Raw genomic sequence first — 14,127 nt, forward strand, 5'->3', positions numbered from 1 at the left:
TTCGACGAACAGCCGATCGTGTCAACCTTGGTCTAACAGAGCCTTTTGTTATCCCTTTCCGCCCGCTTGACCAAAATCTTGCCGCAAGCTTGGCGAATGCCGGATGTCAAACAGTTTGATTCATTCCATACCAGATTCTATGCAAAAATGCCACTAAAAGGTCGTAGACGGTAGCGGGTGCTAGGCGAGTTGAATGACATGGCTGAACCTTGTTCATTTGCGTTACACTGCCGCTTAGATGGGACAAGCTGACAAGCCATTTACCTGCTTAAAGACCGATTAGTCGGGGGATTAATAACAATCGGCCCTCGCTGTACAAAAACTTGCCGCTTGCGTACCAAAAGACAACCTAAAACACAAGGTCGCTCTATTCATAGCGCGGCTTGTATGGTCTTGCGGTTACAGTGTCCATACGGTCGAGTTGAGGAGCGGGCATGGTAAACGATTTGGGCAGTATGGACGACCTCGAGCTGATGCCGCTGGGCGGTGGCTATATGGTGCGACGCGAACGCTTGATGAATGAGCTTCTCGCCAAGGGCCGAAAGGCCGGCATCGTGGTTCTTTATGCGCCCGACGGGTTTGGGAAGACCTCGGTGTTGCTGCAGTACACCCATGAGGTTAAATGCGACCCGACGCGAGGCCCCGTGCGGATTATCGAGGCCGATCGCGCCACTGGGCGCGAGGTGTTTATGCAGCTCGAGGTGGTTACCGAAGAACTCAAAGACAAACCGCACTCCCTTATCGCGATTGATAATGTGCCAAACCTCGATCAGCGCGATACCGAAGACCTCATCGACAGGATTCGCGGCCTGCGCGCTATGGGGGTGGGGGTCTTTATCTCCTGCCGTCCTTCAAATCGTCAACTGATTCATGGGCTGGGCGATTCGGTTAAGATCAATGCGCAGATGCTCAAGGTGCATGCCTATGAGTATTCGGCGTGGGCATCGGCGTTTTCGATCAGCACATCGCTCGACTTTTATCAGCTCACGCAGGGCGTGCCCGAGCTCGTTTCGGCATTGCAGACGGGTCTGTATGGCCAAGGCGACGTAGCCGGTCTGCTCGAAAACGAGATTGTCAACGTATATGGCGCGGCACTTGTCGACCTGGCTTCGCTCGACAATAATGCACTGTTTTGCGTGGCATGTCTCATGATTTTGATGGGCGAGGGCAATATCGCAGAACTCGAGGCTTGCGGGGTGAGGCTATCGATGGTCGACCAGTCCTACTTCGTACGCGACTACCCGATCTTTGGCTTGGACCCCGCCGAGCGGAGTTTTACGTGTCTGGGCACGGAGGATAACGGACGCTTGCGCTTGCGTAAGTTGGTGGCCGAGGTTCGCCCCGAACTTGTTCCGAGGGCGGCCCGGATTTTGCTTAAGGCGGGCCGATGCGATGCGGCGATGGGCCTGGCGGACGCCTTTTTGGACCGTGATGCGGTCCTTGAACTTGCTGGGCAGTATGGGGTCGATCTGGCTCTGACGGGGCACGGGGCCGATATCTGCCGAGCAGCGCTGGGCACGATCGATGCCGAGGATCCGGCTCCAGAGCCAACGCCTGCCGAGGCGCTTGGCGTATATCTGGCAGCGGTCAGCGTGTCCAATACAAAGCTCGCTCGCTATATGGCATCGGTCATCGAGCACGGGGGCGAACGGGCGGCCTGTGAAATAGACCCTGTTTCATGGAGGGTGGCCCGGACACTGACGGCTGTTTGCTATGGGGACAACGGGCTTGGGCTTCCTGCGAACCTGGCCGTGCCAGAAATCGAGACATCCCATACCGCACTCGATATGTTGTCTGCGCATATCGAGGTCAAGCGCTGCCTGACCGAGCGGGGAGATGACGGCGGCGTTCTACAGCAGCTCAAAACGAGCAAGGCCTACGACTGTGAGCTCGACATCGCGGGGATTGTTATACGGGCCGATAGCATGCTGGTGGAGCTCTTTGACGGGTCGTTTGCGGGAACCGACGAGCGCGACGACGAGATGACGGTGGTGCGGGAGGCACTCGACGTACGTGGGCTTAAGGCGATGGCTATCTGGGTGCGCATGGTGTTGGCGGCACGGCGGCTCCTTTCCGGCTTGCCGGTAACCGACGACGCGGCATTCAACGAGCTCGATCGTTTTGCCGTGCGCATGCGCGACAACCAGATTCAGCTGTTTGGCCTGTTGCTAGAAGGCTGGCAGTCGCTGGCAGAGGGACGGCCGGTTAATGCAAAGTTCCGTGCGGTCCAAGTGCTCAAACTTGCCGAGGAGTCGATTGCGTACATGCGCGATAACGCATTGCTGCTGGAGCGTGCGGCGTATCTGCGTAACACCTCGATGGTTTCGGTACGCGAGGAAGCGGAGTTGCTCGATATAAGCCAGACGCAGGTTGGTGGTGCAGAAGCCTGGATGGTGGCGCTGCATTTGGCTTGCGCGGGGCGAGATAGCGATCTCGCGGCCTGGATGTCCATGAATCGCGCGGGGATTCTGGAACCATCGTATCGGCTCTTTGCGCGCCTTGCCATGCATTGTCTGGGCGAGCCGGCGACCAGGATTCGCAAGAAGCTTCCCGTGCGCGAGCTGTCGCGGTACTCGCTGCGCGACGATTTGGAAGGGGAGGGCGAGCGCCTGTTCCAGGCCGGCGAGGTTGAAGCCGTTGATACCATTGACCATATCGAGATTCGCATGTTTGGTGCGTTTCGCGCCGAGCGCGACGGGTTTCCCATCACGGATAAGATGTGGCGCCGCAAGAAAGCGGCGACGCTTGCCGAGCGACTTGCGCTGGGCATGGATACACTGGTCGACCGCGAGACGCTGGCTATGGAGCTGTGGCCCCATGCCGAGTTCAATAGCGCTCGTAACAATCTGTACTCGACGATATCGCGCTTGCGTTCGGCCTTGGGGCCGACACCGGACGGCAAGTCGTGTGTGCTGATTCAAAACGAGTGCATTGGGCTTAACGGCGATTACGTCAAGACCGACGTGCGGTTATTTGATCAGATAAGCCGCGAAGTTTTGGGAAATCGCACGGGCGCGCGCGGGCCCCATCTGGTCGAGCTGTGCCTTAAGATCGAGCAGCTCTACGCCGGCCCGTTGTATGTTCCCAATGGCTGTAATCCCACCTACTTTTTGCGTATGCGGCGCATTATGGAATCGAAGTATATCGACTGCATGATTCGGGGCGCGAATGCCGCTCTAGAAGAAAACGACCTGCAGTCGGCGGTATGGCTGGTGGAGTCGGGGCTGCGGCAAGAGACGGCGCGCGAGGACATGGTGCGTTGCGCTATGCGCGTCTACGGTGCGGCGGGGCGACGACGCGATATCGTCGAGCTGTACAGTGGTCATATGCATCACCTGAGGGAGCAGGTCAATGGCGTGCCCGAGCCCGAGACGCGGCGTCTGTACGAGCGCTTGGTGGAGGGCAGGCTCAACCGCGTGCTCGTCGAGCGATAAAAAATGAGCGTCCGAATTGCTCGGACGCTCGCAAGCTTGATGTATGCTGGCTCGCCGGATCGTCGGCTCTTAGACGAGCTTAATCTTCTCGATGTCCTTGCGCGAGGACTCGCGATACAGCGAGAACTTGCGGCCGATAACCTGGACGACCTCGGCATGGCAGCGATCGGCGAGCTCTTCGGCGGCCTCGCGGGCGGAAAGGCTGGAGCCGTCCAGCACGGAGCACTTAACGAGCTCGTGCTTCTCCAGGTAGGCGACCGTCTGCTCGACGGTGCCCTCGTTGATATCGGACTTGCCGATGATGATGGCGGGGTTGAGGTGATGGGCCATGCTGCGAAGCTGCTTGACCTGGGCTCCTGTCAGTGCCATGGGTTCTCGCTTTCTATGTATGGGGCGCCCCGCGATGGGGCCTTAATCTACGTGAGCTGTCCCACGATAGCGCAGGAACGGCGCGGTGTGGGGCGTGTTTGCCCAGTTCAAAAAGAATGCGGATGCCGAGCGGGAGAACAGCGCGGGTTACAGGCGGACGTGTACGGCGGCCGAAAGCGGTCTATGGACGGCCCTAAGAGACCGGCTCCCATGCAATAAACGCCCAACGGACCTTGCGGACGTGGTCGAGCATGTAGCGTCCCTGCGGCACGCCCTTGGACCCCGGCTCGCCAGCATGGGGATTTTCAGTCATATGCTGAGCAACGTAGTCGCGCAGACGGTCGATCTTATCCTCGTTACCGCGCTCGAGCATGCGGGAGAAGTCCGCCACGCCCGCCTCAAGGCTATCGAAGGTATCGCGACGAGGCGATTCAAAGTACGTAACCTGCGGCAGGGCACCCATCTGAACGAGGATATTAAAGGCATACACAAAGCCATTACTGCAGGTAACCGAGGCACCGATGGCGTTCATCAGGTGCAGGTCATAGCGTGGGCTGGAGTTGGCGACCATCGTAACAGCACAACGCCGACGAGCCGTTCGATCAAGCTTGGCAAGCGCGCCTTTTAGGTTGGTCGTGGTGACAGAACGACTGGCAAAGGCAACATCTACCGCTTTCGTGACCGGTCCAACCAAATCCCAGTCATCATCCCAAGCAAGCTCAAGCGGTGTAATGCGATCCTCGAGTCCATAGTACTCAATGCCAGCATCAAGCGTGCCCAACATAGCAGGGGAAAAGTCAGCAGCAATCACAGGATGCCCAGCCTGAGCAAGCGGAATGGCAATCGACCCAGCCCCACACCCCATATCAAGCACCGATTCACCAGGCTTTAACGCCAACAGCTTCATAAAGTCCCGGGCATACGGAGCAGTCTCAAGCGGCCGAAAATGCCGAGCCCGCTTATCCCACTCAAAAGAGTCATCAGCCCGCCGCCGACCAGCCTGCAGGCGCATCCATTCCTGGTTCCAATCTGTGGAAAGCAGCTCAGAGCGAGCATCCCCATCAACCACGGGCCAACCTCCTAGCAACAAAAAAGCGACTCCTCCCAAAAGAAGAGCCGCAACCAGCATATATCAGAAAGAACCGATCCAACGCCAAACCGCCGTATCAACCATGTGGTGCGGGAGCGAAGCAACTGCAACCGGGATAGAACCCAACCGAGGTCCCGTTGTGCGGGAGCCCCGGGGAGGGCAAATATATAAGGTCGATCGCGGGTTCCGCACGAGCCGGAGAGCACTTAATGTGCTCTCCGTGCGAGTCAGGACTGTCCGAGCAGGCGACCTTATATATTTGCCCTCCCCGGGGCTCCTCGCCCGAACCCCTCAGCTAGTTCTTCAGCGAGTTCAGCGGTGCCGGGAAGCGTCCACCACGGTGGGCGAGCACGGTGCCGGCGTTGGGGTTCACCGGCATGATGGGTGCACGGCCGAACAGGCCGCCGTACTCGACGCAGTCGCCCACGCCCTTGCCGATGGCAGGGATCACGCGGACGGCCGTGGTCTTGTTGTTGATGACGCCGATGGCCATCTCGTCGGCGATGATGCCGGCGATGGTCTCGACCGGGGTGTCGCCGGGGATGGCGATCATGTCCAAGCCAACGGAGCACACGCAGGTCATGGCCTCGAGCTTCTCGAGCGAAAGCGCGCCGGCCTCGACGGCGGCGATCATGCCGGCGTCCTCGGACACGGGGATAAAGGCGCCCGAGAGTCCGCCCACGCTGGAGCTGGCCATGACGCCGCCCTTCTTGACGGCATCGTTGAGCATGGCGAGCGCGCAGGTCGTGCCGGGGCCACCGCAGGTGCCCACGCCGATAATCTCGAGGATGCGCGCAACGGAGTCGCCGATGGCAGGCGTAGGTGCCAGCGACAGGTCGACAATGCCCTTCTCGACACCCAGACGATGGGCGGCCTCGCGGCTCATGAGCTCGCCGGCACGGGTGATTTTAAAGGCAGTCTGCTTAATCTTCTCGGCGACTTCCATCATCGATGCGGAATCGGGCAGTTTCTCCAGGGCTGCGGCCATCACGCCGGGGCCCGAGACGCCTACGTTGATGACGGCGTCGGCCTCGCCGCCGCCGTGGACGGCGCCCGCCATAAACGGGGAGTCCTCGACCATGTTGGCAAAGCAGACAAACTTGGAGGCGCCGACGGAATCCTCATCGGCCGTAAGCTTGGCGGCATCGATGATGGTCTGCGCTGCCATGAGCACGGCGTCCATGTTGATGCCGGCGCGCAGGCTGGCGACGTTGACGCTGGAGCAGACGCGGCTGGTGGTAGCGAGCGCCTGGGGGATGGACTGGATGACGCGGCGGTCGGCGTCGCCGATGCCCTTTTGGACGAGCGCGGAGAAGCCGCCCAGGTAGTCGATGCCGAGCGTCTCTGCCGCGCGGTCGAGGGCGTGCGCGATGGGGGTGAGGTCCTCATCCTTGCAGCACGCGGCGATCTGCGCCACCGGGGTGACGGAAACGCGCTTGTTGACGATGGGGATACCGTACTCGCGCTCGAGGTGCTCGGCGGTCTCGACCAGGTGCTCGGCCGTGTGCGTCACGTGGTCGTAGATCTTCGTGCACATGCGGTCGAGGTTCTCGTCACCGCAACCCATGAGGGAAATTCCCATGGTGATGGTTCTGATGTCGAGGTTCTGCTCCTCAACCATGCCGCGGGTTTCCGCGATTTCTGCGGGCGTGATCGCCATCCTTGCGCTCCTATCTGCCAAAACGAGCATAATCCCGTCTATTCTAACGTGCCGCACGTGCCAAGTGGCGCATGCGGCACGTTTTGGTGTGGGGTTGTTTCCGTTGTGTTACCGCCCAAAGACCTCTTCGGCGATACGAGCGCTTTCGGCGGCGTCCTTGGCGTAGTAGTCCGCGCCGATCTGCTTGGCGTATTCGGGGGTGAGTACGGCGCCGCCTACGATGATCTTGACGCCTGGAACCTCGGCATGGAGCAACTTGATGGTCTCTTCCATGGCGACGACCGTGGTGGTCATAAGCGCCGAGAGGCCGACGAGCTTGATGTCGCGCTCCCGCACGGTCTTGAGCACCTCTTGCGGGTCGACGTCGCGGCCTAGGTCGAAGACGGTATAGCCGTAGTTATCGAGCAGCATCTTGACGATGTTCTTACCGATGTCGTGGATGTCGCCCTTGACGGTGGCCACGCAGATCTTGCCCTTGTCGGCAATCTCGCCGGCGGGCATCAGGCGCTTGATGGTATCGAAGCCCACGCGCGCGGCCTCGGCCGAGGCCATGAGCTGCGGCAAGAAGAACTTGCCCTGGTCAAAGAGGACTCCGACCTCATCGAGGGCGGGGATAAAGTGGTCGTTGATGAGGTCCATGGCGTCGTGGTCGGCCAGCAGGCGTTCGGTCTCGGCCGCGATTTCGCCCTTGCGTCCCGAGACGACCATGTGGCGGATGGGGTCGTCATCGGCGCTTGCGGTGGTGCTTGCGGTAGGCGCGGCATCGATCGATGCTGACTGGGCGGCCGCCGGGTTGGCGGCAATCTTATACGGATCGGTCCAGCCGGCGTAGCGCTCGATGTATCCGGTCGAGCCCTCATCCTCGACGCTCAGCACGCGATAGCTGTAGACGGTATCCATAAAGCGCTTGGAACCTGGGTTCATGATGGGGGCGTCCAGGCCCGCGCCAAAAGCGGCAGCCAAAAAGACCGAGCCCAGCAGCGGGCGAGCAGGCAGGCCAAAGCTGATGTTCGACACGCCGAGTGCGCATTTGACGCCCAGGCGCTCCTTGCACATAGACATGGCGCGCAGGATCTGCTCAGCCTGGCGCTGGTTGGTCGAGGCGGTCATGACCAGGCAGTCGATGAGGATGCGGTCCGGGCCGATGCCGTAGCGGGCGGCCTCGGTCACGATGCGCTCGGCGATGGCGAAGCGAGCCTCGGCGGTATCGGGGATGCCGCCCTCGTCGAGCGTGAGGCCGACGACGTTGGTGCCATAGTGGGCGACCAGCGGGAAGATCTCGTCCATGATCTGCTGCTTGCCGTTAACCGAGTTGATGATGGGCTTGCCGGCGTAGCGGCGCACGGCGGCCTCGACGGCGGCGGGGTCGGTGGAGTCGATCTGCAGCGGCAGCAGCGTGGAGCCTTGGAGCTGCTCGGTCGCTTGCTGGATGACCTTGACCTCGTCGATCTCGGGCAGGCCCACGTTGACGTCCAGGATATCGGCACCCTGCTCTTGCTGGCTGATGCCCTGGCTTACGACGTAGTCCAGGTCGCCGTCGCGTAGGGCCTGCTGCAGGCGCTTTTTGCCGGTGGGGTTGATGCGCTCGCCGATGACGGCGATCTTGTGGCCGTCACAGGGAAGGTCCACGACCGTCTGAGCGCTCGTGACCGACATGCTGGGCTTGCGGTGGCGCGGGCTGGGCGTGTGATTGTCGATGAGGGTGCGAAGTGCCGCCATGTGCGCCGGCGTGGTACCGCAGCATCCGCCGACGACGCTCACGCCGTCCTCGATCATGCCGGCGACGGCCTCGGCGTATTCGGGTGCCTGGATATCAAAGACGGTATTGCCGTCATCGTCCACGCGGGGCAGTCCTGCATTGGCCTGCACCATAACGGGCTTGTCGGTAACGGTGAGCATACGTGCGGCAAGTCCTCGGAGCTCGGCCGGTCCCTGGCTGCAGTTGATGCCCAGGACGTCGGCGCCGATCGCGTCGAGCGTGATGGCAGCGACCTCGGGACTCGTGCCCAGGAAGGTGCGGCCGTCTTCCTCAAAGGTCATGGTGGCAAAAACGGGCAGGTCGGAGTTCTCGCGGCAGGCGAGGACGGCAGCCTTGATCTCGGCTAGGTCGGTCATGGTTTCGATAATAAAGAGGTCCACGCCCGCGGCGACGCCGGCGCGCACCTCCTCGGCAAAGAGGTCGTAGGCCTCGTCAAAGCTCAGGGTGCCCAGGGGACGAAGCAGCGCGCCGATGGGGCCGATATCGCCGGCGACGTAGTGGGCGCCGGCCGCGCGGGCGCAGGCGACAGCGGCGGCAAAGACATCTGCCACGGTGGCGGTACCGTCGAGCTTGTGGGCGTTGGCGCCAAAGGTGTTGGCGGTGATCACGTCGCAGCCGGCTTCGACGTACTGACGCTGGATGTCGGTAATGACCTGAGGCTCCTCAAAGTTGAGCAGCTCGGGCAGGGCGCCGGCCTTCATGCCGGCCGCCTGCAGCATGGTGCCCATGCCGCCGTCGAACAGCAGGTGCCCCGTGCCCTCGATGGCCGCACGCAGGCGATCGTCCTTAATGCGCAGATCGTCGATCGTGCGCGTCTTGTACGCAGCGCCGTTGCGACGTGCGGCATCAACGGGTGCCGCCAATGCAGTGCCGTCAGAATCATGAGTGATAAGCGGAGTAAACATCAATGAGCTCCTAATGGCTGGAATAGCAGGTGGTGTGGGCGGCGCGGAAGCGACAGTGCTCGCGCATGCGACAGATATTGCAGGTGGGGCGGCTCTGGGCGTCGTGGACCTCGCCGTCAAACAGACCGATCACCGCGGTCACGCTCTTGGTGGGCATGAGCAGGCTGGTCGGCGTGACGGTAAGCCCGATGAGCCGCGTGGCGTTGAGCGCATTCACGATTGAGCGCTGGGCCGTAAGCGGGCAGTCGCCGTAGCCGGGACTGAAGCGCCAGTTACCGGCGAGTCCGTGTGCGGCGGCCGCAGCCTTGACCTGCTGGTCCATCTGCTCGACGGCGGCTTCTGCATAGGCAGAGCATGCGGCGTCGAGCACGGCTCCCTCCAGGGGCTGCTGGGCTCCCGTGGTGCGCAGACGACGCTCGGCGTCCATGCCGAGGGTGCATGCCATGAGCGCGGCAAAGCGGGCGTCTTTGAGGTGGCGATAGATGTCGCGACCGCGCAGCTCAACGTTGGTGCCGACCAGACGGATGCAAGGCTTGCCCTGCTCGTCCACGCCCGTGGCATCGACGGCAAACACGCGTCGCACGCCACGGGGCTCAATGTCCAGCTCCAGACGCTCAACGACAAGCTCAATTCGTCGTGACAGCTCGGGCTCAATCTGCTGGCCGCCGTAACCCAGATACCGCAGCATCTCGGCACGGTCGACACGGGGATGGTGCGCAGCATCGACACGGTAAAGCGCCGGCGACGCAAGGTCGGCCGGCACTTCGACAGCGGTTGTATCGATGTGCGGTTTTTCCATTACCCCAAGCGCTCCATAATGGTTGCGGCGATTGCAGGACGGTTCATAGTGTACAGGTGCAGACCGGCGGCACCGTGCTCCTTAAGGTCGCAAAGCTGACGAGCAGCATAATCTACACCGGCTGCCTGCAGACTCTCGGGGTCGTTCTCGTACTTGGCGAGGATCTTGATGACGGGGGAGGGCAGCGACGCGCCGCACATAAAGACCATGCGGCTGATCTGCGACTTGCCCATAAACGGCATGATGCCCGCGGTAATGGGCACAGTGATGCCGGCCTTGTCGGCAAGCTCGCGGAAGCGATAGAAGCACTCGTTATCAAAGAAGAGCTGTGTCACAAAGAAGCTTGCGCCGGCATCTTGCTTTTGCTTGAGGTGCTCGACCGAGAGGTTGAGATCCTCGCAGGCGATGTGACCCTCGGGGTAGGCTGCGGCGCCCACGCAAAAGCCGGCGTCGACGAGCTCGGGGATGAGGTCACGGGCGTGGGCGTAGTCGGAGGCGGGCTTGTCGTCCTCAGTCGCGCCAGCGGGCAGGTCGCCGCGCAGGGCCAGCACGTTTTCCACGCCGGCCGAGCGATACTCGTCGATCTTGGCGGCGATATCGGCATGTGTGCGGCCAACGCAGGTGAGGTGCGCTACCGAGGGCGTATCGAATTCGCTCGTAATCATATGTGCAATGGGGGCGGTGGTGGCACCGTTACCCGAGCCGCCAGCGGAACAAGTGACCGAGACAAAGCTCGGTGAAAGCTTGCACAGGTTGCCTGCCACCTCGCGAGCCGTATCGAGGGTAAGCTCACCCTTGGGCGGGAACATCTCAAACGAAATGGGCGTGGTGCCTTGGGATGCTGCCTGCTTAAAAACCTCGTCGACGCGCATATCGTGCTCCTTTAGATGCCTGGGTGCGATGTTTTTGTAGCAAGGATTCTACAGCACCACTGCGCTAAGGTGGAGTTTTTCTTGCTATTTGGGGATACCAATCGAAAATGCTTCGCTATCGGCATTTCCTATAACAGGGTAGTCAATCTAAGATGGGACTATATTGAATGGTATCTGATGCGAAATACCAGTTAAGAAAGCCCTGTCTCAAATTGACTACCCTTAAACTATGGGGAGAGGTCTGCAATTTATACAGTTGATTGGCTGTTGAGGGCGGCAACGCCGCCGCGATGCGGTAACCTCATTGATTGGTTTCGTGACAGCAACATAACGGTAATGTTGCGGAAACACGACGAGCCTAATCTATGACTCGTTCGTTAGTAATCAACACCGCTTCTCACGCGGTGCCGATACGAAGGGAGTTCCGTATGGCCGAACTTACTGACCGCTTCGGGACCATGGTGTTCTCTGAGGAAGTCATGAAGGACTACCTCCCCAAGGACATTTGGAAGCGCCTTGCTGCAACCCTCGAGGACGGTGAGCCGCTCGACCTGGATGTGGCCAACGCCGTTGCCCATGCCATGAAGGTCTGGGCCATCTCCAAGGGCGCGACACACTACGCGCACTGGTTCCAGCCGCTTTCGGGCATTACTTCCGAGAAGCACGACAGCTTCCTCGAGCCCAACCACGACGGCACCGCCATTACCAAGTTTACGGGCAAGAACCTCATCCAGGGCGAGCCGGACGCCTCCAGCTTCCCCAACGGCGGCCTGCGTGCCACCTTCGAGGCCCGTGGCTACACCGCTTGGGATCCCACCAGCCCCGCCTTTATCAAGGACGACGTCCTGTGCATCCCCACGGCTTTTTGCTCCTACACGGGCGAGGCCCTGGACAAGAAGACCCCGCTGCTGCGCTCCATGACCGCACTCTCGCGTGAGTCCAAGCGCGTTTTGGCGCTGTTTGGTAAGACCCCCAAGAAGGTCGTTCCTTCCGTGGGCGATGAGCAGGAGTACTTCCTGATCAAGAAGGACGCCTACCGCAAGCGCAAGGACCTGGTCATCACCGGCCGCACGCTCTTTGGCGCCGCTCCCTGCAAGGGCCAGGAGCTCGAGGAGCACTACTTTGGCGCAATCCGCCCCACCGTCTCGTCCTATATGAAGGACCTGGACAACGAGCTGTGGGCGCTCGGCATTCCCGCCAAGACCAAGCACAACGAGGTTGCCCCCTGCCAGCATGAGCTCGCCCCCGTCTATGGCGAGGTCAACGAGGCCATCGACCAGAACCTGGTCATGATGGAGAAGATGAAGCTCATCGCCTCCCGCCACGATCTGGTCTGCCTGCTGCACGAGAAGCCCTTCGAGGGCATCAACGGTTCGGGCAAGCACAACAACTGGTCGCTCGGCACCGAGTCCGAGAATCTGCTCGATCCGGGCGACACCCCGCTCGACAACCTGCAGTTCATCGTCTTCCTCACTGCGGTGATCGAGGCCGTCGATAACTATCAGGAGCTCCTGCGTGCTTCCGTCGCCTCGGCCGGCAACGACCATCGTCTGGGCGCCAACGAGGCTCCTCCGGCGATTATGTCCATCTTCCTGGGCGACCAGCTTACCGAGGTCGTCGAGAAGATCATCGACGGCAAGGCTTCCGTCCACGCCACGCGCGGCGTGCTCGACCTGGGCGCCGACACCCTGCCCAAGCTGATGCAGGACAACACCGACCGCAACCGCACCTCCCCGTTCGCTTTCACCGGCAACAAGTTTGAGTTCCGTGCCTGCGGCTCCGAGCAGAACGTCTCCGACTCCAACCTGGTGCTCGATGCTGCCGTGGCCAAGTCGCTCAAGTCCTTTGCCGATGCACTTGAGGGCACGCCCGAGGACAAATTCCAGGACGCCGCGCTCGAGTACTGCAAGAAGGTGCTGACCGATCACCAGCGCATCCTGTTCTCCGGCGACGGTTACTCCGACGAGTGGCCCATCGAGGCCGAGAAGCGCGGCCTTGCCAACAACAAGACCACGGCCGACGCCCTGCCCGCCTTTGTTTCCGATAAGGCCATTGCGCTCTTTGAGGAGACGGGTGTCCTGACCCGCGCCGAGGCCCAGTGCCGCTACGACTGCAAGCTCGAGAAGTACAACAAGCTTATGAACATCGAGGCCACCACGATGATTCGCGAGGCGCGTCGTACTTATCGCCCGGTCATTACCGCCTATGCCACCAAGGTCGCTAAGGGCCTTGAGACTATTCGTGCCGCCGGTGCTGAGGCCGCCATGCAGTGCGAGCAGAACACGCTCAACAAGCTCTGCAACGGTATCACCGCCATCAACGACTCCATCAAGGCGCTCGACGCCGTACATCAGAAGGCCGAGGCTCTCGATGGCCAGGAGCAGGCCAACGTATACGCGCACGAGGTCGTTCCCGCTATGGATACGCTGCGTGCCGCCGTGGACGCAATGGAGGAGATCGTGGCCGCCGACTACTGGCCGGTTCCGACCTACGACGACATTCTGTTCTACGTGTAGAACGTAACCGACATATCGTCACGGTATTGAGCCGGGGTCCGCATCGCGTGGGCCCCGGCTTTTTGTTTGCGAAGGACGCTTTGGATCCCGCTTTGCAACTGATTCGCCCACGCAATAAGGGGCCGTGGGCAAAAAACGTCAAATATGAGTACTGTCACAAGCCCTGTAGCATTATCTTTTTGCAAAATATGCAGTGTTACGCAACATATGTCCAAGTACTTAGCTGATAAACGCCTGCAATTCCTCCGCCGTAGGACGCCTTGTGTCCAAATCGCCTTCTGATGGCATGAAATCGCTGTTACTAAATTGGTAACAGTACTCATATTTGCTATTTTTTGTCCACGGGCCCTTGGATGACAGTGTGATTTTATGCCTTCGGGGTTCGAATCCCGGCGCATGGGTAGCAAAAAGCCCGCCGCCGCGAGGGCAACGGGCTTCTCAGATTCAGTGGTGCCCCCAGCGGGATGTCCGCGTGCGGCTGGCGCCGCCCGCTTTCGCTGCGTCGCTCCGCTCCTTGCGTGCTGCGCTGGAAAACGCTTACGCGTTTCCTCAGCTCCGCACCCTGTCGGGTTCGAATCCCGGCGTTGGAGAAGAAAAAAGCCCGTCACCACAAGGGTAACGGGCTTTGCATTTCAAATGGTGCCCCCAGCGGGATTCGAACCCGCGATATCCACCTTGAAAGGGTGGCGTCCTTGGCCGCTAGACGATGGGGACAGCGGGAAA

General features: G+C 60.8%; 8 protein-coding genes and 1 tRNA gene. 2 read left to right on the plus strand and 7 right to left on the minus strand.

Annotation, left to right across the window (positions count from 1 at the left end; genetic code table 11):
* Positions 1 to 434: 434 nt before the first annotated feature.
* The gene (locus DW233_RS07750; RefSeq protein ID WP_118267614.1) at positions 435 to 3,434 is read left to right on the plus strand and encodes a BTAD domain-containing putative transcriptional regulator; all 3,000 of its coding nucleotides are present in this window, start codon (positions 435 to 437) and stop codon (positions 3,432 to 3,434) included.
* A gap of 69 nt (positions 3,435 to 3,503) precedes the next feature.
* Here DW233_RS07750 and DW233_RS07755 read toward each other — a convergent pair whose 3' ends face one another.
* From DW233_RS07755 to DW233_RS07780, 6 genes are all read right to left on the minus strand, one after another.
* A complete protein-coding gene (locus tag DW233_RS07755) occupies positions 3,504 to 3,803 on the minus strand; it encodes a YhbY family RNA-binding protein (RefSeq protein ID WP_117583334.1) in 300 nt (99 codons plus the stop codon).
* 193 nt (positions 3,804 to 3,996) lie between these two features.
* Positions 3,997 to 4,932: a methyltransferase domain-containing protein gene (locus DW233_RS07760; protein ID WP_370448058.1), complete on the minus strand. Its 936-nt coding sequence runs from the start codon at positions 4,930 to 4,932 to the stop codon at positions 3,997 to 3,999.
* A 256-nt stretch (positions 4,933 to 5,188) separates the two neighbouring features.
* Positions 5,189 to 6,553 carry a PFL family protein gene (locus DW233_RS07765; RefSeq protein WP_118267618.1) on the minus strand — a complete coding sequence of 455 codons (1,365 nt, stop codon included), beginning with the start codon at positions 6,551 to 6,553 and terminating at the stop codon, positions 5,189 to 5,191.
* A gap of 108 nt (positions 6,554 to 6,661) precedes the next feature.
* Positions 6,662 to 9,217, minus strand: a complete 2,556-nt coding sequence (locus DW233_RS07770) for a homocysteine S-methyltransferase family protein (RefSeq protein ID WP_199574616.1) — start codon at positions 9,215 to 9,217, stop codon at positions 6,662 to 6,664.
* 10 nt (positions 9,218 to 9,227) lie between these two features.
* Complete coding sequence (locus tag DW233_RS07775) at positions 9,228 to 10,016, minus strand: vitamin B12 dependent-methionine synthase activation domain-containing protein (protein ID WP_118267620.1); 789 nt, start codon at positions 10,014 to 10,016, stop codon at positions 9,228 to 9,230.
* Positions 10,016 to 10,888 (minus strand): methylenetetrahydrofolate reductase, encoded by an 873-nt coding sequence (locus DW233_RS07780; protein WP_118267622.1) that lies wholly within the window; start codon positions 10,886 to 10,888, stop codon positions 10,016 to 10,018. The genes DW233_RS07775 and DW233_RS07780 overlap by 1 nt, the downstream gene beginning before the upstream one ends.
* 428 nt (positions 10,889 to 11,316) lie before the next feature.
* On the opposite strand from DW233_RS07780, the gene DW233_RS07785 reads away from it, so the two are divergent.
* Positions 11,317 to 13,404 carry a glutamine synthetase III gene (locus DW233_RS07785; RefSeq protein ID WP_118267624.1) on the plus strand — a complete coding sequence of 696 codons (2,088 nt, stop codon included), beginning with the start codon at positions 11,317 to 11,319 and terminating at the stop codon, positions 13,402 to 13,404.
* A 637-nt stretch (positions 13,405 to 14,041) separates the two neighbouring features.
* Here DW233_RS07785 and DW233_RS07790 read toward each other — a convergent pair.
* A tRNA-Glu gene (locus DW233_RS07790) sits at positions 14,042 to 14,118 on the minus strand.
* Positions 14,119 to 14,127: the final 9 nt, after the last annotated feature.

The organism is Collinsella sp. AM20-15AC (genome assembly GCF_003471405.1).
Classification (GTDB): domain Bacteria; phylum Actinomycetota; class Coriobacteriia; order Coriobacteriales; family Coriobacteriaceae; genus Collinsella.